Here is a 19849-nt window from a genome sequence, read left to right as displayed (position 1 = left end):
GCATCCTAGAGAGCCGTCTCGTCGGTCTCGCCGGTGCGGATCCGCACCACCTGACCCACGTCGAGCACGAAGATCTTGCCGTCGCCGATCGCGCCGGTGTTGGCCGATTGCTGAATCGCCTCCACCACCCGCGGCGCGAGATCGGCGCTGCACGCAACCTCCACCTTGATCTTGGGCACCATGTTGGTGCTGTATTCGGCCCCCCGATAGATTTCGGTCTGGCCCTTCTGGCGGCCGAAGCCTTTGACCTCTGTTACCGTCATGCCCTGGACGCCGAGCGCGGACAGAGCCTCGCGCACGTCGTCCAGCTTAAACGGTTTGATGATGGCTATTACGAGTTTCATTCCACCTCCCTGCTCTTCCCCGATGCTGCGTCGCAAAAAGCGTGCCAGTTCGTTGGCGGAGGGAGAGCGGGCTGCAGACGCGGCAAGAGCGCCCAGCGGTTAAGCAAATAAAGCGGGATGCCTATTTTTTAGGCACGATATTGCGGCGGAAGCGATTTGGCGCTGTGAGGACCCTAACGCGGCATTAGGCGTCAGGTGCCAGTAAAATGCGACAAATTGGCTACCAAGTTACTCCGCCGAATGCCCTATTGACGCCATCCGTCGCATCAGGCACTTTGCATTGCAAAGGAGTTTCCATGAGCGAAGTCGATCATGCGCTATCGCAACTGGCCTTCATCCAGGATCGGCTGGCGGCGAGCACGCGCTTTCGCGGGCTGGCGCCGCTGGCGGTCGGTGCGACGGGGGCGATGGCGCTGATCGTGGCGGCGATCGAGGATGCGGGGCCGGGCTACGGCCTGCCAGGCTGGCTGTTCGTGCCGACCTGGGTGGCGACGGCGGCCGTGGCGGGGAGCCTGATCGCGGTGGAGGCACTGGCGCGCGCGCGGCGGCTGCATGCCGGTATGGCGGATCGGATGCTGGCGAGCACGTTGCGGCTGCTGTTGCCGTTCCTGGCCGCGGGTGCGGCGATCACCTTCGTGATCGTGCGCGCGGCGCCGGACGTGATCTGGATCCTGCCGGGCGTGTGGCAGATGCTGATCGCGCTGACCGGCTTTTCGGCGGTGGGGACGCTGCCCAAGACGATCGTCTGGCCGGCCGCCTGGTATTTCCTGTGCGCCATCATGACGCTGGTGCTGGGCGCGCAGGCGGGTGTCCCGAGCGCCTGGATGATGGGCATCCCGTTCGGGATCGGCCAGCTGATCACGGCGTTCATCCTGCATCGCGCGGGGGTGGCCGATGACGCGCGCTGAGGCCCCCTTCGCCTATGACGGGCTCGACCGGGTGTTCCACGAGCGCGCGCGGCTGGGAATCGTGACCTCGCTGGCGGGCCGTGCGGATGGGCTGGGCTTTTCCGACCTGAAGGCGCTGTGCGGGCTGACCGATGGGAACCTCAGCCGGCATCTGCAGGTGCTGGAGGACGCCGGCTTTGTCACGCTCGACAAGGGCTATGACGGCAAACGGCCGTTCACGCGCTGTCATTTGACCGAAACGGGGCGCGACCGGTTCGCCGCCTATCTGGATGTGCTGAGCGACGTGCTGAAAAAGGCATCGCGCGCCACGGCCGGATCCGACACCGCCAATTTAAAGGTACGCCCCGCATGAGCGCTTTTGGTTTGCCCAATGACTTTGCATTGCAAAGCTCCGACTCGCTGCGGATCGCGCAAGCGCTGCGCCAGGATCGGGGGGTGGTTTGCCTGATCGAGGCGAGCCGATATCCAGCCTCGGGGGTGGTCATGATCGAGGCGCTGCGTCCGCTGCGCCATTATCGGTTGGCCGGCGCGATACGGGGGTTTTGCCGCACGGACGCTGCCGGCACCGCCACCATCGCGGTCACGCTGACGCGCTCGTCGATGCTGGTCTTGCAGGGCGTGATCGCATGAAGGTGAAGATGATCCTGCCGGCGCTGACCGAGGCGAAGAGCCCCTTCTGGCGGCCGATCAAATATTCGCTGTTCCCACCGCTCGGACTGGCGACGCTGGCCGCCTTTCTGTCGCCGGACGACGAGGTCGAACTGGTCGACGATCATGTCGAGCCGCTGCGCACCGATGATCGGCCCGATCTGGTGGTGATCCAGGTCTATATCACCAATGCCTATCGGGCCTATGCGCTGGCCGACCTCTATCGCGCCAAGGGCTGCCACGTCGCCTTGGGTGGACTGCATGTGACCTCGCTGCCGGATGAGGCGGCCCCGCATGCCGATACGATCTTCATCGGCCCGGGCGAGCAGACTTTCCCGGTCTTCCTGGCGGAGCTGCGCGCCGGCTGCCCGCAACCCCGTTATGTTTCGAGCGCCGGACGCACGATCCACGGCATTCCGCCGGTGCGGCGCGATCTGATCAAGCGCGGGCGCTACCTCGTGCCGAACTCGATCGTGGTGACGCGCGGCTGCCCGCAACATTGCGACTTCTGCTACAAGGATGCCTTCTTCGCGGGCGGCCGATCCTTCTATGCCCAGCGCGTGGACGAGGCGTTGGCCGAGATCGAGCGGCTGCCCGGCCGGCATCTCTATTTCCTCGACGATCATCTGTTGGGCGACCGGCGCTTTGCCGAGGCCCTGTTCGAGGGCATGCGCGGCATGGGGCGGCTGTTCCAGGGGGCCGCCACGGTCGACAGCGTGCTGCGCGGCGACCTGATCGAGCGTGCCGCCGAAGCGGGATTGCGCAGCCTGTTCGTCGGCTTCGAAACGTTCAGCCCGGCCAATCTACTCGGCAGCAACAAGAAGCAGAACCTGGCCAAGGATTATGCGGCGGTGGCGCGCCGGCTGAGCGACCTGGGCATCATGATCAACGGATCGTTCGTGTTCGGAATGGACGATGACGAGGCCGACGTGTTCGACCGCACGGTCGACTGGGCGGTACGCCACGGCGTGACCACCGCGACCTTCCATATCCAGACACCCTATCCGGGCACGCCGCTCCATCAGACGCTGGCGGCGCAGGGGCGTATCACCAGCCAGGACTGGGACCGGTATGATACACGTCATGTCGTCTATCTGCCGGCGAAGCTGAGCGCGGAGGCGCTGAAGACCGGCTATGATCGCGCGTATCGGGACTTTTACAATTGGAGCAACATCCTGCGCGCGTCGGCCGCGCATGGAAGCGTCAAGCATTGCGCCAAGCATTTCGGCTATGCGGCCGGCTGGAAGAAGTTCGAGCCGCTGTGGGACGTGGTGATCAAGACCAAGTGGCTGGGCGTGATGACACCGCTGCTGGAGGCGGTGCTGTCCAAGGTGTCGCGGCAAGACAAAACCGCCTCGTCCGGCGAAACTGCAGCCACTGTTGAGGCAGCGGCCGTGCAAACACAGGTCGCTGCCGTCGCGCCATAACTAGCTGCCGATCCGTAGCCACAAGGCGGTGGCGTCGTCGGAGGTCTTGAAGCGGGCGAAGCGTTCGCAGGCGCTGTCGGCCGCTTCGGTGTCGCGCAGGCGCAACGCGAGCGCGGCGAGGCCTTCGGTGTCGAGCGCGGCCATCAAAGCGGCTTCGTCCATCAGGGCATAGCCATCCACCAGTGCGGCGAAGCCGTCGGTCATGAGCAGCAGATCGTCGCCGGGCCTGCAGGGCAGGGTGGCGGTCTCGACGCTCTGCATCGTCTCCGGCTCGACGCCCAGGATGCGCTTGCCCGGGCCGCTGCGCGAGCGGCGGAGTTCCTCCAGAATCGGCGCGCTGCGCTTGACGTTGCCGAGGCCATGCTGGGCAAGGCTCGCCGCCTGTTGGGCCTCGGCATCCTTGCCGTGGCCGGGCGGGCCGAGGCGGGTGATGCGATCGCCGCTGCGCAGGAGAGCAGCGCAATCGCCGAGCCAGGCGTATTCCAGCTGTTGCTCCGCCAGCCGTACCAGCAGCATCGACCCCATCGGCAATTCCCAGCGATCCTCCGGCGCGCGCGTGCGTGCCGCGGCGAAGCGTGCTTCGAGCGTGTCCGCAAGCGCGGTGCACAGCGCGGCGATGGGCGCGTCCTCGGCGCCGACCAGCGCGGCATGGGCCTCTGCGGCCAGCCAGGCCGCACCGCCACGCGCGCCGACCAGGCCCGGCGGCCCCAGATCGGTCGCCCCATCGATCACCCAGGCGCGACGATCGGCCGCGCCGGCACGATCGTCATTCGGGACCGAGGACGAGCCGGCAAGGCTGAGCGACTGGATCAGATCGAAATGCATGGCCCAGTCCTAACTCGGAAATATGACGATTGGGACCGCCCTATCGGCTATTGGCGCGCGTTTGAACCGCGTCGATTTCGGCCAAAGCGCCGAGCGCCGCATCGCGGCCCAGCTGGATCAGTTCGGCCGCGCGCGTGAAGGCGCCGGTGCTGATATGCCCGGCCGGGATGGAGATCAGCACGTCGGGCCGGTGCAGCGCGACCGCCTGCTGGGTCTGTTGCGTGACCATCATCAGAAAGGCCGAGCGCAGCGTGCCGAGGGCGGAGCGTTCGCCGTCCTGCGTGCTCGCCCGGATATAGCCGGAATAATCGCCCATCAGGTCGATCGCGATGACGGGGCGGTCCGGCGCCAGCGCGCGGGCGGCCGCGATCGGCACGTTGGCGACCATGCCGCCGTCGATCAACAGCCGTCCGTCGCGCGCGATCGGCTTGAAGATGCCGGGAAGGCCGATCGATGCCTGGACCGCGCTGATGGCGGGTCCGGATGTCAGCCGCACTTCCTCCGCGGTCTGCAGATCGGCGGCCACCAGCGCGATCGGGATCGGCACATCCTCCAGCTGCAGATCGGCGAAATGGGTCGTCAGTTCGCGCGCGATACGCCGGCCGCCCAGCCAGGCACCACGGCCGAGATTGGGATCAAGGTAAGCGAAGACGCTGCGGTGGGTGGTGCCGAGCGCGATCGTTTCGAGAATGTCGAGCCGTTCGGTCGCCAGGCAGAGCGCGGCGAGCGCCCCGATCGAGGTTCCCGCGACCGCATCCACGCGGATGCCGGCTTCGTGCAGCACCTGGAGCGCGCCGATATGCGCCCATCCGCGCGCCGCGCCGCCGCCGAGCGCGAGGGCAACGCCGCTATTCGACGTGCCCGCCACCTAGGTCGCGCATCCGATGGCGGCGGCGATCGTCATACACCGCTGCCCAGCACCTGGCGTGCCGCCGCTTCGTCGTCGTCGAGCACCATCAGCCGCGCCGGCACCAACAGCATGTCCTGATCGAACACGAAGCTTTCGATATCGGCGCTGGCGAGCCGGGACCGGGCGAGGGCGATCTCGGCGCGATCGGTGTAGCGCGCGAGTTCGACCAGCGACATCAGGCGGCGGTGCCGCCGACCGTCAGCCCGTCGATCAGCAGGGTGGGCTGGCCGACGCCGGCGGGGACGGACTGGCCGCCCTTGCCGCAGATGCCGACGCCTTCGTCGAGCGCCATGTCGTTGCCGATCGCGGCGACCTTGGTCAGCACGGTCGGGCCGTCGCCGATCAGGGTCGCACCCTTGATCGGGGCGCCAAGCTTGCCATTCTCGATCTTGTAGGCCTCGGTGCAGCTGAACACGAATTTGCCGCTGGTGATGTCGACCTGGCCGCCGCCGAACGACTTGGCATAGATGCCGTTCTTCACCCGGCTGAGGATCTCGTCCGGATCATCCTTGCCGCCATGCATGAAGGTGTTGGTCATGCGCGGCATCGGCGCGTGCGCGAAGCTTTCGCGGCGGCCATTGCCGGTCGGGGCGACGCCCATCAGCCGCGCGTTGAGCCGATCCTGGATATAGCCCTTGAGGATGCCGTCCTCGATCAGAACGTTGGTCTGAGTCGGCGTGCCTTCGTCGTCGATGGTGAGGCTGCCGCGGCGGCCCTCGATCGAACCGTCGTCGACAACGGTGACGCCGGGGGCGGCGACGCGCTCGCCGATGCGACCGGCGAAGGCGCTGGTGCCCTTGCGGTTGAAATCGCCCTCCAGGCCATGGCCGACCGCCTCGTGCAGCAGCACGCCGGGCCAGCCGGGGCCGCACACGACCGTCATTTCGCCCGCGGGGGCGGGGATGCTCTCCAAATTGACGAGCGCCTGCGACAGGGCCTGATCGATCGCCCGGTTCCACGTCGCCGGCTCGAACAGCTGATCATAGAGATAGCGGCCGCCCAGCCCGAAGAAGCCGGTCTCGCGCCGACCATTCTGCTCGACCACGATCGAGACGTTGAGGCGCACCAGCGGGCGGACGTCGTGCGCAACAAAGCCATCGGGCCGCACGATCTCGACCACGCTCCACGAACCGGACAGGCCGACCGAAACCTGCTGGACGCGGGGATCGCGCGCGCGGGCGGCAGCATCGACCTGCTGGCACAAGGCAACCTTGCGGGCGAAGGGAATGGCCGAAAGCGGATCCTCACCGGTGTAGAGCTTGGCATTGGTACGGCGCGGTGGGGCGGCGCGGCCGGGCTGGGCCGGATCGAGCAGCGTCATCGTCTCGGCGGCGCGGACGATGGCGGCTTCGCTCAACTCATTGGCGTGCGCGAAGGCGGTGGTTTCCCCCGACAAGCCGCGCAGGCCAAAGCCCGCCTGGGTGTTGAAATCGGCGGTCTTGAGGCGGCCATCGTCGAACCCAAAGGATTCGCTGGCGATATATTGCAGGTAAAGCTCGCCATCGTCGCAATTGCGGAGCGCGTCGCCGGTGAGGCGGACTGCCGTCTCCGGATCCAGATCACGGTAGAGGAAGCGGCGGGGATCGGCGAGAATGGTCATTCGGGGGATATAGGGCGGGCGGCCTTCCCCTGAAAGCGGTGATGGTAAAGTTGTTTTTTGGGAGGCGGCTCTCGGGGCGGGGAGGGCCGTGCTCTTGTTACATGCTGGTCGTTGGTTGGGAGATGGACCCTGAAACAAGTTCAGGGTGACGGTGGGATTGTGGCGCCGTTCGACCGTAAAATCGGCCGTCATGCTGAACTTTTTTCAGCATCCAACGTGCCTCAGTCCCCGTTCCCGGGGCGAAGCCGAGCGCGAGGGCAAGGTCGATCCAGTCAGGATTGTGCTGTTCGATCAGGTTGATCTTCCAGTCGCGATGCCAGCGCTTGAGCTGCTTTTCGCGCGCGATCGCCGTTGGCATGTCATCCAGCATCTCGAACCGCACCAGACGCCTCACGTTGTAACTACGGGTGAAGCCCGGAACGACGCCCGTCCGATGCTGGTGTACTAGTGCGCCGCGTCGGTATCCGCCGGTCCGCCGATCAGGATGAAGCGGCGGTCGCAATAGCCGCAATCGACATAGCCCTTCTCGTCAATCTCCAGATAGACGCGCGGATGGCCGAGCGCGGCTCCGCCGGGAATGTCGGTGGCGCCGTCGCAGGCCACGCGGGCAGTGGCGACTCGGGAGGTTTCGGGGGCTGGTTGCATCGCGGGCGGCGATAGCAAGGCTGGTGCAGGAAGATCAACGGCGGTTGCGCGGTTTCGGCCCGCCCCCTACAGCGCCGGCTTCCAAGCCCGCTCATCCTGAGGAGGGGGCTGAGCCTGCCGAAGCCCCGTCTCGAAGGACAGGCTGCGTCCTTCGGGACGCCATTTCGACAAGCTCAATGGCTCCTCAGGATGAGCGGGTAATTCGTACGCAGCAGGAGTGCTCATGACCGAACCCACGCTCGACATCGTCGCCATTGGCAATGCCATCGTCGACGTCATCGCCCAGGCGGACGATGATTTCGTCACCTCCGAAGGCGTCGCCAAGGGATCGATGCGGCTGATGGACGAGGCCACCAGCGACAGCCTCTATTCGCGCATGGGCCCGGGCCGGGAGATTAGCGGCGGATCTGCGGCCAACACGGTCGCAGGCATGGCGATGCTGGGATGCAAAGGCGGCTTCATCGGCCAGGTCGCCGACGATCAGCTGGGCGCGGTGTTCCAGCATGATATCCGTGCCAATGGCGTGCGGTTCGATACGCCGACGCGGGCGGCTCAGCCCAGCACGGCGCGCTGCCTGATCCTGGTGACGCCGGATGCCCAGCGGACGATGAACACGTTCCTCGGTGCCTCGCAATATCTGCCGGCGTCGGCGCTGGACCGCGATCTGATCGCGTCGGCCAAGATCCTGTATCTGGAAGGCTATCTGTGGGATCCGGAAGAGCCGCGCGCCGCGATGCGCGCTGCGATCCAGATCGCGCATGAGGCCGGCCGCAAGGTCGCCTTCACGCTGAGCGACACCTTCTGTATCGCGCGCCACGGCGACGATTTCCGCACGCTGATCGCGGAAGGCACGATCGACATCCTGTTCGCCAACGAAAATGAATTGCTGGCGCTCACCGGTGGTACGGATTTTGACGAAGCGCTGCGCTCCGTCTCGGCCCAGGTCGAGACGCTGGTCGTCACCCGCGGCGCGCAGGGCGCCGTCGGCGTCCAGAAGGGCGAGACCGCGTCCGTACCCGCCGAGCCGATCGAGAAGATCGTCGACACGACCGGCGCGGGCGATCTGTTCGCCGCCGGCTTCCTTGCTGGCCAGGCGCAGGGCCGTTCCTTGGAAGACAGTTTGCGGATGGGCGCGATCGCGGCGGCGGAGGTGATCTCCCATTATGGTGCCCGCCCCGAAGCCAAGCTCGACCAGCTGGTGCAGGCGCGTCTCGGCTAACCTGCGTTAAAGAAACGCTTTTTCTCTTCTGCCGCTGAACCTTCTCGCCTTGCGGGAGGTTCAGCACCCAGTCCCGAACAGGAGATTGGGCATGGCAGATGAGACAGGCGTGCCGTCGCGGCGCGACGTATTTGGCGTAGCCGCCGTCGGGATTGCGGCGGCCGCAGCCGTCCCTGCCCTGGCGCAGGGGCAGCAGCAGGATCAGCCGGAACGGCATGCGCCGGGCGCTCCCACCGCGCCGCTCGCGGCCAATTATGCCAAGCCGCCCTTGCCGGAGCAGCGTCAGCCGTGGCCGGCGCTCGCGTCGAAGATGACGCCGCGGCCCGATCATGGCGAGACCAGCTACAAGGGCTCGGGCCGGCTGGCGGGCCGCAAGGCGCTCGTCACCGGCGGCGATTCCGGCATCGGTCGCGCCGCCGCCATCGCCTTCGCGCGCGAAGGCGCGGATGTGGCGATCAATTATTATCCGACCGAAGAGCCGGACGCGCGCGAGGTGGTCGACCTGATCCGTCAGGCCGGCCGCAAGGCGGTGGCGCTGCCCGCCGACATCCGCACCGCCGGCGCATGTCAAAAGCTGGTCGCCGACGCCGTGCGCGGTCTTGGTGGGCTGGACATTCTCGTCAACAACGCCGCCTATCAGCAGAGCAAGGAGTCGATCCTCGACATCAGCGACGAGCAGTTCGACCGCACCTTCAAGACCAATATCTACGCGACCTTCTGGATCACCAAGGCCGCCGTACCGCACATGCAGGCCGGTGCCGCGATCATCAACACCACTTCGGTCAACGCCTATGAGCCGGGCGAGGAACTCCTTGATTACGCCTCCACCAAGGGGGCGATCATGATCTTCACCAAATCGTTGGCGAAGCAACTTGGCAAGAAGGGCATCCGCGTCAATGGCGTGGCGCCGGGGCCGATCTGGACGCCGTTGCAGGTCGCGGGCGGCCAATTGCCGGGCAAGATGGGCGAGTTCGGAGCGAACACACCGCTCGGGCGGCCGGGGCAACCCGCGGAACTGGCGTCGCTGTTCGTGCTGCTGGCCTCGCGGGAGGATAGCTATTCGACCGGGCAGATCTTTGGCGCCACGGGCGGCCGCGGCGGGCCGTAAGTTTGTCTCCTCCCCGACACATGCCGGGGAGGAGACGCTAGCAGGTCAGCGCGTGCCTGGCTGAGGCGGCTCGGTGCCGTGATAGGCTTCTTCCTCCGGCACTTCCATATTGCCGCGGCCGACATGGCTGCGACGGCGGCTGTAGAGAAAGTAGACGAGCAGGCCGAGCGCGCCCCAGGCCGGGAGCACCAGGATCGCCGTCCATGGCAGCGATACGTAGAGATAGAGGCAGCCGAAGATCGCCAATGGAGCAATGATCCATACCAGCGGCATGCGGAACGGCCGATGGCGGGTCGGATCGACCTTGCGCAGCACCATCACCGATATCGCGACCATCATGAACGCAAAGAGCGTCCCCGAATTGGAATAATCGGCGAGCTTGCCGACGGGCAGTACGGCGGCCGCGATCGTCGCGGCGATGCCGGTGACGACGGTCACCACGTGCGGCGTGCGATAGCGCGGGTGCACCGATGCGAGCTTCTCGGGAAGCAGGCCGTCCCGCGCCATGGTGAAGAAGACGCGGGTCTGGCCGAACATCATCATCAGCACGACGGAGGGCAGTGCCAGCACGGCCGCGAGGCCGACCAGACGCCCTATGCTGTGCCAGCCGACCGTATCCAGCACGTGCACCAAGGCTTCCTTGGAGCAGACCAGCGGCTCCAACGCGCCGCTGGCGACGACGGAGGCGCAGCGGCCCGCCAGTTCGGGCGAGCCGGGCGCGAGCGGCATGCCGGGGGCGCCCATTTCAGGCTGCGCACCGATCGCACCGATCGCGCCGGAGGCCACAAGGATGTAGAAAGCGGTGCAGATGAAGAGGCTGGCGATCAGGCCGATCGGCACGTTGCGTTGCGGGTTCTTGGTTTCCTCCGCTGCGGTCGAAACCGCGTCGAAGCCCACATAGGCGAAGAAGATCGATGCGGCGGCACCCATGACGCCGGTCGCGCCGGTGGGCATGAACGGATCGAAATTGGCCGCGTTCATCACCGGCAGCGTCAGGATGACGAAGGCCGTGAGCGCGAGGATCTTGATCGCGACCAGCACGGCGTTGACCCGCGCGCTTTCGGTCGTGCCGATGATCAGCAGCCAGGTCACGAAGCCGCATACCAGAATCGCAGGAACGTTGATCCAGCCCCCCACCTGGAGCGCCATGGTGAGATCCTTGGAGGGCGTCGCGCCCAAGCCGAGCTGGACCTTGGCCATGAGCGCGTCGGCGTTGCTGATGGCGGATGGGAAGTGGAATCCCAGTCCGTTCAACAGCCCCACGGCATGGTTGGACCAGCCGACCGCGACCGCGCTCGCGCCGACCGCATATTCCAGGATCAGCGCCCAGCCCACCATCCAGGCCAGTAATTCCCCGACCACGGCATAGGTGTAGGTGTAGGCGGACCCCGATACGGGGACCATCGAGGCCAGCTCGGAATAGCACAAAGCCGCGACCGCGCAGACCGCGCCGGCAACGATGAAAGAGAGCAACATGCCGGGGCCCGCCTTTTGGGCAGCCTCTGACGTAAGCACGAAGATACCGGTGCCGATGACCGCGCCGATGCCAAGCATGGTGAGCTGGAAAGCGCCGAGGGAGCGATGTAGCCCCTTTTTCTCGGCGGTGAGCAGGATGGCGTCGAGCGACTTGACGCGGTCAAAAAGCATGAAGATCCCCTTGCGACGGCGCTCGAAGCGCCTGCTTATGGAGGGGAGCCTAACGGCTTGCGCTGACAGCGCAATAGCGCGCTACCGCGCCAGCATCGGCCCCAGCGCCTTTCCGCCAAACAAGTGGACGTGCAGGTGGGGAACTTCCTGCCCGCCATGGCCGCCGGTGTTGGCAAGCAGCCGATATCCAGGCTCCACCAGTCCGTGATCGCGCGCCACTTTGCCGACCGCCCGCACGAAGCCCGCAATCTCCGCTTCGGAGGCCTTGGCCGAGAAATCGTCCCACGAGGCGTAAGGCCCGCGCGGAATGACGAGGATGTGGGTCGGCGCTTGCGGCTGGATGTCGTGGAAGGCGAAAGCGTGTTCGTCTTCGTAGACGGTCTTCGCCGGTATTTCGCCGCGCAGGATGCGGGCGAAGATGTTGCTGTCATCGTAGGGCAGGGTGGCGTCGATCGGCATGGTGCGTCCTCGTCAACTGCAGACTGACCGCCTAGCCGCGGAATGGACCCTGAAACAAGTTCAGGGTGACGACGGGGTTTGAATTGTCGCGTCGAAGAACATTTTGCACCCGTCATGCTGAACTTGTTTCAGCATCCATCGGGCGGCAAGATCTGCGCATGAGGCAGCGCCAGCCCTGTGTGTATATCCTCGCGAGTGGGAGGCACGGTACGATTTATATCGGGGTAACCTCTGACCTAATGTCGCGCACGCACCAGCACCGCGCCGGCACAGTCGACGGCTTCACGCGAAAATATGCGGTCAAACGCTTGGTCCGCTTCGAGATGTTCGAAGATATGCCCTCGGCCATTGCACGCGAGAAGCAGCTGAAACGCTGGCATCGCGACTGGAAGATCAACCTGATCGAACAGGACAATCCCGACTGGACGGATCTCGCCGTCGGCTTGGGCTTCTCCCCTTGATTCATGTCTGAGACGAGCTGCCCCGTCGTCATGCTGAACTCGTTTCAGCATCCATCGTGAGGTCGCCGCCCAGCCGCGAGATAGACCCTGAAACAAGTTCAGGGTGACGATGTCGTCGGAGGACGGGCGTCCACTAGTCAGACGGCGCGTGCGGCTTTCTCGTCGTGGCCGGACACGCCCTCGCGCCGGTCGAGCTCTGCCAGCACGTCGGTGAGCGGTATGTCGGCATCGGCCAGCAGCACCATCAGGTGAAAGATCACATCCGCCGCCTCGCCGACTATCTCGGCTTTGTCTTCGCTCAGCGCGGCGACGATCGTTTCGATCGCTTCCTCGCCCAGCTTGCGGGCAATCCGGCCGCGGCCTCTCGCGAACAGGCTCGCGACATAAGAGGATGTGGGATCGGCGCCCTTGCGGCTGGCGATGGTCGCCTCAAGGCGAGCGAGCGTTTCGGACATGCCTCGGTCTAGCGTGGCGGGGACCGCACCGGCAAGCCCGCCTCGGCGAGTGCGGCGTGGGCTTCGGCCACACTGTGTTCGCCAAAATGGAAGATGGAGGCGGCCAGTACCGCGCTGGCATGGCCTTTGGTGACCCCGGCGACGAGATCGTCGAGCGTGCCGACGCCGCCGCTGGCGATCACGGGAACGGCAACCGCATCCGCGATGGCGCGAGTCAAAGCGAGGTCGTAGCCGCCCTTCGTGCCGTCATTGTCCATCGAGGTGACGAGCAACTCGCCCGCGCCGAGTTCGGCCAGCCGCACCGCATGCTCGATCGCATCGATGCCGGTGGCGCGGCGGCCGCCATGGGTGAAAATCTCCCACCGGCCACGCCCGACGGCCTTGGCGTCGACCGCGCCGACGACGCATTGGGCGCCGAAGCGATCCGCCAGTTCGGCGGCCAGTTCTGGGCGGGCAACTGCCGCCGAATTGATCGCGACCTTGTCGGCCCCCGCCAGCAGCAGCGCCCGCGCATCCTCCGGCGTCCGCACGCCGCCGCCGACCGTGAGCGGCATGAAGCAGACGGCCGCGGTGCGCGCGACGACGTCGAGGATCGTGCCGCGATCCTCATGGCTGGCGGTGATGTCGAGGAAACAAAGCTCGTCCGCGCCGGCGGCGTCATACACTTTGGCCTGCTCGACCGGATCGCCCGCATCGGCAAGGTCGAGGAATTGCACACCTTTGACCACGCGCCCACCCGCGACGTCGAGGCAGGGAATGACGCGGACGCGGACGGTCACAGGCTCTCGTCGCGCGCCAGCCGCAGCGCCTTGCGCAAATCCAATTTGCCTTCGTAGAGCGAGCGGCCGCAGATCACGCCCTCGATGCCCTCGCTCGCATGGCGGGCGAGATCGGCGATATCGACCAGCCCCTTCACGCCGCCGCTGGCGATCACCGGCAGGCGCGTGTTGCGGGCCAGTTCGGAGGTGGCGCGCACGTTGCAGCCCTTGAGCAAGCCGTCGCGGCCGACATCGGTGAACAGGGCGGCAGCGACGCCGACGTCGGCGAAGCGGTTCGATAGATCGGCCGCCGTCATGTCGGAGCTGGTGGCCCAGCCATGGGTGGTGACCATGCCGTCGCGGGCATCCACGGCAACGACGATCCGCCCCGGCAGCGCCTTGGCGGCAGCGCGGACAAATTCCGGATCGTGCAGTGCGGCGGTGCCGATGACGACGCGCGAGACGCCCCGTTCCAGCCAGCGATCCACCGCGGCGCGATCGCGGATGCCGCCGCCGACCTGCACCTTGCCCGGAAAATTGTGCACGATCTCGGCCACGATCTCGCCGTTGACGGAGGCGCCGGCGAAAGCGCCGTCCAGATCGACGACATGCAAATGGTCCGCCCCCTGTTCACAGAACACATTGGCCTGGGCGACGGGATCGTCATTATAGGTGGTGGCGCGATCCATATCGCCTTCGGACAGGCGGACGACCTTGCCGCCCTTCAGATCGATCGCGGGATAGACAATGATGCTCATTCAGGGGCGCCAATCGAGAAAGCGGGCGAGGAAGGCGAGGCCATAGGCCTGGCTCTTTTCAGGATGGAACTGGGCGCCGACCAGATTGTCGCGCGCGACCGCCGCGGTGACGGTGCCGCCATGATCGGTGGTGGCCGCCAGCGTTGCCGGATCTGCGGTGCGGAAGGCAAAGCTGTGCAGGAAATAGGCCTCGCCCGGCACGATCAGGGGATGGGCCATTGCCGGCACGACATCGTTCCAGCCCATGTGCGGCACGCGCGCCTGTGGATCGGCAGGTTCGAGCTTTGCGACGGTGCCGGGAATCCACCCCAGGCCGGGATGGCTGCCGAACTCCTCGCCGGCATCCGCCATCAATTGCATGCCGACGCAGACGCCCAGGAAGGGGATGCCCTGTTGGATCACGCGGCGGTTGAGCGCATCGACCATGCCGGGAATGGCGGAGAGCGCGCCCATGCAGGCGGCAAAAGCGCCGACACCGGGCAGCACGATCCGTTCGGCCTTCAGCACATCAGCGGGATCGGCGGTGACGCGCACGTCGGTCGCGCCGGCCGCCCGCAGCGCATTCTCGACCGATCGGAGGTTGCCGGCGCCGTAATCGATCAGCGCAAGGCCGTCAGGCACCGCCCAGCGTCCCCTTGGTGGAGGGGATGGCATCGCCCTTGCGCGGATCGATCTCGATCGCCTGGCGCAACGCGCGCGCGCAGCCCTTGAAGATACTCTCGCAAATGTGATGGTTGTTGCGACCGTACAGCGTCTCGATGTGAAGCGTCATGCCCACTTCGCCGGCGAAGCTGTGAAACCAATGGTCGATCAGCTCGGTATCGAGCTCGCCCAATTTGGTCTGCGTGAATTCCGCCTTCCAGACGAGGAACGGCCGGCCCGAAATGTCGATCGCGATCCGGCTTAGCGTCTCGTCCATCGGGGAATAAGCGGTGCCGAAGCGGGTGATGCCGCGCCGGTCGCCCAGTGCCTTCGCGATCGCCTGGCCCAGCGCCAGCGCCGAATCCTCGGTCGTGTGATGCTGATCGATGTGGAGATCGCCGTCGACCTTCAGCTGGATATCGATCAACGAATGGCGCGACAGCTGCTCGATCATGTGATCGAGGAAGCCGATCCCGGTCTTGATGTCATAGACGCCCGACCCGTCGAGGTTGACGGAGACGTCGATCGCCGTCTCGGCGGTGTTGCGGCTGATGGAGGCGGTGCGCATGGAACGGCCGCTATAGCGCCGAACCGGTGACAGGCAACGCTTGACCCGTGTCGCGCCTCCGTTCACTTGGGCGACATGACTGAGGGCGCGCCCGATAGCTTGATTCCCTACGACGAGATCGTCCAGGACGCCTTGCGCGCCGTGGTCGGCCGCGTATTGGGTCAGGCCGTGACCGCCGGCTTGCCCGGCAACCACCATTTCTACATCACGTTCAAGACCGGCGCTCCCGGCGTCGACATCCCGAAGCATCTGACCGATCGCTATCCGGACGAGATGACGATCGTGATCCAGAATCGCTATTGGGATCTGCGCGTGAGCGACACCGGCTTCGAAGTCGGCCTCTCGTTCAACCAAGTCGGGTCCAAGCTTTCGATCCCGTTCGCGGCGATCACCGCCTTCCACGATCCGGCGGTCGACTTCGCGCTGCACTTCTCGGCCCAGGTCGAGGACCAGCAGCCGGAAGAGATTGCGGAAGCGGAAAATGATCCGATCGTCCGCCCGGCCGAAGACGGCTCCAACGTCGTTTCGGTGGATTTCACCCGCAAGAAGTGAGGCTTGCCCCGTAGTGGGGGCGGTTGCTTATTTTTGCGTCGCCCGAGCTGCGTTTTTGTCCGCATTGCATTTACGCACGGCGTCCAGCGCTACGCCGATCCCTGTCACATCGGCGCGGATGCGGGCTTGAGAGGTCTCCCACTGCAGCGTTCTGGCGCGGGCCAGGCGGGCGGCCAGTCGATCGTCAAAGAACGGCGATAAAAATATGTTGTTCAGCAAGCTGGCTTGCATGACCCGTGGTGGATCCTGGTCGATCACCAAATTATATTGAGCATCGCCGGTACCCATCGACCAATCAGGATGGCCGCCGAACAGGATGATCTTGCCGTCTTTGTTGAGCACCAGTGTCGTGTTGATCTCGGCACCCTCCAGCCGTGCCGCGCAGGCTGGGGGCGACCCGAACGGCAGTTCCTGCACCATCACCCATTGGCCGGCGCCCGCTATGGGCGTGACCGGAGGAGGTGCCGCCCGTAATGGACCAGCGGCTATTGCAAGGGCGAGCAGGGGGAGACGTATCCGCATTCTCCCATGTCAGCCAAATATTGGGCGTACGCAAGCGCTGCCCGGAGAAGGCGAGACGGCTGTTAGCGCGTCAGCAAACTACCCAGTTGCTGCCGGATGCGACGCTTCGTGTCCTGGCTCAGCGTGCCGCGGATTCCGCGTTTGTCTTCCGGTACCTGCGCTGCTGCATCCACGGCGAAAACGAGCTGTTCAAACATCGGCGCCCAAGCGGCGCGTTGCTCGGCCGGCAGGCCGGAGAAGGCGAGGAAGGCGTGAACCAGCGCGTCGATCGGCTGCAGACCGGGTTGCGCGGGCGGGGCGTCGTTCCACCAATAATTGACGAGCATGTTGAAGCGCTCGGTCGAGCGGACATGGTGCCACCACATATAAGGGATGTAGAGGGCATCTCCGGGCTCGAGGTCCGCAGTCCGGGACACGGCTAGGGCCGCCGCGAATCCGGGAAAGCGCGCATGATCCGGTGCGTCGAAGTCGATCAAGCTGACCGGTGTGCCGGAGGGCGTGAATTCGAACGGTCCGATGGCGAGATTGCCGGCCTGATCGGGTGGAAACAGCGTGAAACGGCGCTTGCCCGCCACCACGACCGCAATGTTCGAAAACATGTCGTGATGCGCGCTGACGACGACCTGGTTGCCAATCCATAAGTGCGGCGCGACCGGCTTGCCGATCAGGTCGAGCCGATTGGCCTCGGCGAACCCCGGAAGACTGGTGCGGGCCTCGACCGCCTGGGCGGCGATGGCGGGCGGGGCCGGATCCTGCAGCGCCGTCGTCAGGGCATCGACAATCCTGGTGAGCGTGGCCGGGCGGCGTTCGAAATTGAGCCCGGTCATATCGGCATTGTAAAAGAAGCGCCCTTTTATCTCCGGGCTGCCGACGAGCATGTCACAGGTGGCGTCGGTGGCATGGCGGCGCAGATAGGCCGCGATGCCGTCCGCCGATCGGGCCGCGTCCACCGCCGGCCAGTGCGCGGCGACGCCCCGCAACAGCGCAGGCTGCGCGGCGGGCATGATCTCCTCGCGAAAGCGACGCGCATCGACGTCGTGATAGTCCTTCACCTGCACGCGGCTCTCCTCTGCCGCTTTCTATCGCGCGAACGGAGCGGTGCCAGCCCCTCGGCCGATCAGCGCGCCAGGGGCGGGACACCGAACTGCACGAGGCGATCGCCGGTATCGCTGCCGATCACGGTGCCGTCGATGTCGCACCGCACCGCTGGAATCGTCGTCGCGTCGATTATCACGACCCTCAGATCGAGCCCGAGAAATAATCGGTGATGCGCCGGCCATAGGCATCGTCGAACACCGGTGCATTATCGAGCCGGAAGCTGGGCGATCCGTCCAGCATCCGCTTGTCGAGCTTCACGACATAGCCGCCCTGCTCCTCGTCATAAGTGAAGGCGGACCATGGCAGCGGATGATAGGCCTGGCCGAGACCGAGGAATCCGCCGGTGGAGATGACGACATAGGCAACCTGCCCAGTGCGCTTGTTCACCATGAAATTGTGCACGGTGCCGATCTTGTCGCCGTCCCGTCCATAGACTTTGGTGCCCTCGACCCGGTTGGATGCGATCAGCGACGACGTCTCGGTGGTCGCTGCGACGCCTTCGGTCGGGGGGATGGTGCCTTCGGTCTCGTCCATGATCGGTCTCCTCGCGCGTTCAACCATGGGGGCTGTGCCGTGTTCCCGGAACACGAACCGACCGCCGGCGCTTTTTGCCTCGCGATTCGCCGGATCAGCCACTAGGTCGGCGAGGAGCGCGAGGGAGCCTTATGACGACACGCACCGAGACCGACAGCTTCGGCCCGATCGAAGTTTCCTCCGACGCTTACTGGGGTGCGCAGACGCAGCGTTCGATCCAGAATTTCCCGTTCGGCCCGCGGGAGCAGATGCCGATCGGCATCATCCACGCGCTGGCGATCGTGAAGCAGGCCGCGGCGCGGGTGAACCGCAAGCATGGCCTGGACGGGCGGATCGCCGACGCGATCGAACAGGCGGCAGCCGCCGTCGTTGCCGGCCAGCATGACGATCAATTCCCGCTGGTGATCTGGCAGACCGGGTCCGGCACCCAATCCAATATGAACGTCAACGAAGTGATCGCCGGGATCGCGAACGAGGCGCTGGCGGGCACGCGCGGCGGCAAGACGCCGGTCCATCCCAACGATCACGTCAATATGAGCCAGTCGTCCAACGACAGTTTCCCAACCGCGCTGCACATCGCCGCGGCGCGTGCGGTGACCGACCGGCTGTTCCCCGCGCTGGATGCAATGCTGGCGACGCTGGAAGACAAGGCCCGCGCCTGGGACGATATCATCAAGATCGGCCGGACCCATTTGCAGGACGCGACTCCGCTGACGCTGGGAGACGAATTTTCAGGCTATGCCGCGCAGGTTGCGCGCAGCCGCAAGCGGATCGAGCCGGTCATCACCAACGGCATGTACCAGCTGGCGCAAGGCGGTACCGCCGTCGGCACCGGGCTGAATGCGCCCGACGGCTTTGGCGAGGAGATTGCGGCCGAGATTGCGGCGATCACGGGCCTGCCCTTCATCACCGCACCCAATAAGTTCGAGGCATTGGCGTCGAACGACGCGTTGGTCCATCTGTCGGGAACGCTGAATGTGCTGGCGGTCGCGCTCAGCAAGATCGCGAACGACATCCGGCTGCTGGGCTCCGGCCCCCGCTGCGGCCTTGGCGAGCTGAAGCTGCCCGAGAACGAGCCCGGCAGTTCGATCATGCCGGGCAAGGTGAACCCGACCCAGTGCGAGATGCTGACGATGGTCGCGGCGCAGGTGATGGGCAACAATGTCGCGATCACGGTTGGCGGGCTGCAGGGCCATATGGAGCTGAACGTTTTCAAGCCGTTGATCGGCGCCAACGTGCTGCGCTCGGTCGAACTGCTGGCGGTGGGAATGGAGAGCTTCCGCGAGCGCGCCCTGGAGGGCCTGGAGCCGGACCGCGAACGCATCGCGTCGTTGCTCGATCGTTCGCTGATGCTGGTGACGGCGCTGGCGCCGGAGATCGGCTATGACAATGCCGCCAAGATCGCCAAGCACGCCCACCATGAAGGGCTGACGCTGAAAGAAGCGGGGCTGGCGCTGGAGTTGGTGGACGAAGCGACCTTCGACCGCGTCGTGCTGCCGGAACGGATGATCGGCCGCTAGACGCGGCCGACATCGTCAGGATTCGCGGGGTTCGAACCGCGGATCGTTGGGCGTATCGTTCTTCTTGTCGTCCTGCGGACGGTTGGAATAAAGCAAGGCCGCAACCAGGGCCGCCGATCCGATGCCGATCGCGACACCGGTTGCCGCGGCTTTCACATTCTTGTTGCGCGAGCGCCGCTTGTCGCTTTGCTCTTCGCCCTTGCCTTTATCGCTGGTGCGCGTGTCAGCCATGCCGCCTCCT

26 protein-coding genes and 1 pseudogene are annotated in these 19849 nt (G+C 65.7%); 9 read left to right on the top strand and 18 right to left on the bottom strand.

All coding sequences use genetic code 11. From position 1 onward, the window contains the following. Positions 1-5 precede the first annotated feature (5 nt). Positions 6-344: a P-II family nitrogen regulator gene (locus tag ACSBM8_RS14970; RefSeq protein ID WP_442678796.1), complete on the bottom strand. Its 339-nt coding sequence runs from the start codon at positions 342-344 to the stop codon at positions 6-8. 296 nt (positions 345-640) lie between these two features. Here ACSBM8_RS14970 and ACSBM8_RS14965 point away from each other — a divergent pair, with 296 nt between their 5' ends. The 4 genes from ACSBM8_RS14965 to ACSBM8_RS14950 are packed head-to-tail and all read left to right on the top strand — an operon-like array spanning position 641 to position 3327. Further along, positions 641-1252: a hypothetical protein gene (locus ACSBM8_RS14965; RefSeq protein WP_442678795.1), complete on the top strand. Its 612-nt coding sequence runs from the start codon at positions 641-643 to the stop codon at positions 1250-1252. Then, the gene (locus ACSBM8_RS14960; RefSeq protein WP_442678794.1) at positions 1239-1604 is read left to right on the top strand and encodes a transcriptional regulator; all 366 of its coding nucleotides are present in this window, start codon (positions 1239-1241) and stop codon (positions 1602-1604) included. Before ACSBM8_RS14965 ends, ACSBM8_RS14960 begins: the two co-directional genes overlap by 14 nt. Then, positions 1601-1882 (top strand): hypothetical protein, encoded by a 282-nt coding sequence (locus tag ACSBM8_RS14955; protein WP_442678793.1) that lies wholly within the window; start codon positions 1601-1603, stop codon positions 1880-1882. Before ACSBM8_RS14960 ends, ACSBM8_RS14955 begins: the two co-directional genes overlap by 4 nt. Then, positions 1879-3327, top strand: a complete 1449-nt coding sequence (locus ACSBM8_RS14950; protein ID WP_442678792.1) for a B12-binding domain-containing radical SAM protein — start codon at positions 1879-1881, stop codon at positions 3325-3327. Before ACSBM8_RS14955 ends, ACSBM8_RS14950 begins: the two co-directional genes overlap by 4 nt. Here ACSBM8_RS14950 and ACSBM8_RS14945 read toward each other — a convergent pair whose 3' ends face one another. The 6 genes and pseudogenes from ACSBM8_RS14945 to ACSBM8_RS14920 all read right to left on the bottom strand — a co-directional run bounded on the left by ACSBM8_RS14945 (position 3328) and on the right by ACSBM8_RS14920 (position 7307). Then, entirely contained in the window at positions 3328-4152 is an 825-nt protein-coding gene (locus tag ACSBM8_RS14945; protein ID WP_442678791.1) for a protein phosphatase 2C domain-containing protein, read from the bottom strand. A gap of 40 nt (positions 4153-4192) precedes the next feature. Next, on the bottom strand, positions 4193-5020 hold the full coding sequence (locus ACSBM8_RS14940; protein WP_442678790.1) for a patatin-like phospholipase family protein: 828 nt from the start codon (positions 5018-5020) through the stop codon (positions 4193-4195). A gap of 32 nt (positions 5021-5052) precedes the next feature. Further along, entirely contained in the window at positions 5053-5238 is a 186-nt protein-coding gene (locus ACSBM8_RS14935) for a putative signal transducing protein (RefSeq protein WP_442678789.1), read from the bottom strand. Next, positions 5238-6662 carry a metalloprotease TldD gene (gene tldD, locus ACSBM8_RS14930; RefSeq protein WP_442678788.1) on the bottom strand — a complete coding sequence of 475 codons (1425 nt, stop codon included), beginning with the start codon at positions 6660-6662 and terminating at the stop codon, positions 5238-5240. Before tldD ends, ACSBM8_RS14935 begins: the two co-directional genes overlap by 1 nt. A 204-nt stretch (positions 6663-6866) precedes the next feature. After that, positions 6867-7107: pseudogene (locus ACSBM8_RS14925) on the bottom strand (GIY-YIG nuclease family protein); the annotation flags it as partial. Then, positions 7107-7307, bottom strand: a complete 201-nt coding sequence (locus ACSBM8_RS14920) for a zinc-finger domain-containing protein (RefSeq protein WP_442678787.1) — start codon at positions 7305-7307, stop codon at positions 7107-7109. The pseudogene ACSBM8_RS14925 and the gene ACSBM8_RS14920, both read right to left, overlap by 1 nt. Before the next feature lie 223 nt (positions 7308-7530). On the opposite strand from ACSBM8_RS14920, the gene ACSBM8_RS14915 reads away from it, so the two are divergent. Then, on the top strand, positions 7531-8526 hold the full coding sequence (locus tag ACSBM8_RS14915) for an adenosine kinase (RefSeq protein ID WP_442678786.1): 996 nt from the start codon (positions 7531-7533) through the stop codon (positions 8524-8526). A gap of 91 nt (positions 8527-8617) precedes the next feature. Then, a complete protein-coding gene (locus ACSBM8_RS14910; RefSeq protein WP_442678785.1) occupies positions 8618-9634 on the top strand; it encodes an SDR family oxidoreductase in 1017 nt (338 codons plus the stop codon). Between the two features lie 45 nt (positions 9635-9679). Here the strand turns inward: ACSBM8_RS14910 and ACSBM8_RS14905 are convergent, their stop codons facing one another. Together ACSBM8_RS14905 and ACSBM8_RS14900 are read right to left on the bottom strand one after the other, a co-directional pair. After that, positions 9680-11281 (bottom strand): amino acid permease, encoded by a 1602-nt coding sequence (locus ACSBM8_RS14905; protein ID WP_442678784.1) that lies wholly within the window; start codon positions 11279-11281, stop codon positions 9680-9682. 81 nt (positions 11282-11362) lie between these two features. Beyond that, complete coding sequence (locus ACSBM8_RS14900) at positions 11363-11740, bottom strand: histidine triad nucleotide-binding protein (protein WP_442678783.1); 378 nt, start codon at positions 11738-11740, stop codon at positions 11363-11365. Between the two features lie 158 nt (positions 11741-11898). Here ACSBM8_RS14900 and ACSBM8_RS14895 point away from each other — a divergent pair, with 158 nt between their 5' ends. Next, complete coding sequence (locus tag ACSBM8_RS14895) at positions 11899-12201, top strand: GIY-YIG nuclease family protein (protein ID WP_442681610.1); 303 nt, start codon at positions 11899-11901, stop codon at positions 12199-12201. A 137-nt stretch (positions 12202-12338) separates the two neighbouring features. Here ACSBM8_RS14895 and ACSBM8_RS14890 read toward each other — a convergent pair whose 3' ends face one another. From ACSBM8_RS14890 to hisB, 5 genes are read right to left on the bottom strand one after another with little or no spacing between them, the layout of a single operon-like run. Beyond that, a complete protein-coding gene (locus ACSBM8_RS14890) occupies positions 12339-12656 on the bottom strand; it encodes a phosphoribosyl-ATP diphosphatase (protein WP_442678782.1) in 318 nt (105 codons plus the stop codon). Between the two features lie 8 nt (positions 12657-12664). Then, entirely contained in the window at positions 12665-13435 is a 771-nt protein-coding gene (gene hisF / locus ACSBM8_RS14885) for an imidazole glycerol phosphate synthase subunit HisF (RefSeq protein WP_442678781.1), read from the bottom strand. Then, positions 13432-14172, bottom strand: coding sequence for a 1-(5-phosphoribosyl)-5-[(5-phosphoribosylamino)methylideneamino]imidazole-4-carboxamide isomerase (hisA, locus tag ACSBM8_RS14880; protein ID WP_442678780.1), 741 nt, complete (start codon positions 14170-14172; stop codon positions 13432-13434). The genes hisF and hisA overlap by 4 nt, the downstream gene beginning before the upstream one ends. After that, positions 14173-14793, bottom strand: coding sequence for an imidazole glycerol phosphate synthase subunit HisH (gene hisH, locus ACSBM8_RS14875; RefSeq protein ID WP_442678779.1), 621 nt, complete (start codon positions 14791-14793; stop codon positions 14173-14175). It abuts the gene before it with no gap. Further along, on the bottom strand, positions 14786-15382 hold the full coding sequence (hisB, locus tag ACSBM8_RS14870; RefSeq protein ID WP_442678778.1) for an imidazoleglycerol-phosphate dehydratase HisB: 597 nt from the start codon (positions 15380-15382) through the stop codon (positions 14786-14788). The genes hisH and hisB overlap by 8 nt, the downstream gene beginning before the upstream one ends. A 75-nt stretch (positions 15383-15457) precedes the next feature. Between hisB and ACSBM8_RS14865 the strand changes: the two genes are divergently transcribed. Beyond that, positions 15458-15934, top strand: a complete 477-nt coding sequence (locus ACSBM8_RS14865; protein ID WP_442678777.1) for an SspB family protein — start codon at positions 15458-15460, stop codon at positions 15932-15934. Between the two features lie 27 nt (positions 15935-15961). Here ACSBM8_RS14865 and ACSBM8_RS14860 read toward each other — a convergent pair whose 3' ends face one another. The 3 genes from ACSBM8_RS14860 to ACSBM8_RS14850 all read right to left on the bottom strand — a co-directional run bounded on the left by ACSBM8_RS14860 (position 15962) and on the right by ACSBM8_RS14850 (position 18088). Continuing rightward, on the bottom strand, positions 15962-16354 hold the full coding sequence (locus tag ACSBM8_RS14860; RefSeq protein WP_442678776.1) for a hypothetical protein: 393 nt from the start codon (positions 16352-16354) through the stop codon (positions 15962-15964). Between the two features lie 164 nt (positions 16355-16518). After that, a complete protein-coding gene (locus ACSBM8_RS14855) occupies positions 16519-17514 on the bottom strand; it encodes a cupin-like domain-containing protein (protein ID WP_442678775.1) in 996 nt (331 codons plus the stop codon). A gap of 181 nt (positions 17515-17695) precedes the next feature. Beyond that, positions 17696-18088, bottom strand: a complete 393-nt coding sequence (locus tag ACSBM8_RS14850) for a PRC-barrel domain-containing protein (RefSeq protein WP_442678774.1) — start codon at positions 18086-18088, stop codon at positions 17696-17698. Positions 18089-18219: 131 nt separating this feature from the next. Between ACSBM8_RS14850 and fumC the strand changes: the two genes are divergently transcribed. Continuing rightward, positions 18220-19608, top strand: coding sequence for a class II fumarate hydratase (gene fumC, locus ACSBM8_RS14845; protein ID WP_442678773.1), 1389 nt, complete (start codon positions 18220-18222; stop codon positions 19606-19608). 15 nt (positions 19609-19623) lie between these two features. On the opposite strand, the gene ACSBM8_RS14840 is transcribed toward fumC, so the two are convergent. Then, a complete protein-coding gene (locus ACSBM8_RS14840; protein WP_442678772.1) occupies positions 19624-19839 on the bottom strand; it encodes a hypothetical protein in 216 nt (71 codons plus the stop codon). Positions 19840-19849 lie beyond the last annotated feature (10 nt).

This window comes from Sphingomonas sp. ASY06-1R (genome assembly GCF_052180265.1).
GTDB lineage: Bacteria > Pseudomonadota > Alphaproteobacteria > Sphingomonadales > Sphingomonadaceae > Sphingomonas_I.
This window is presented reverse-complemented; position numbering and strand designations above follow the sequence as displayed.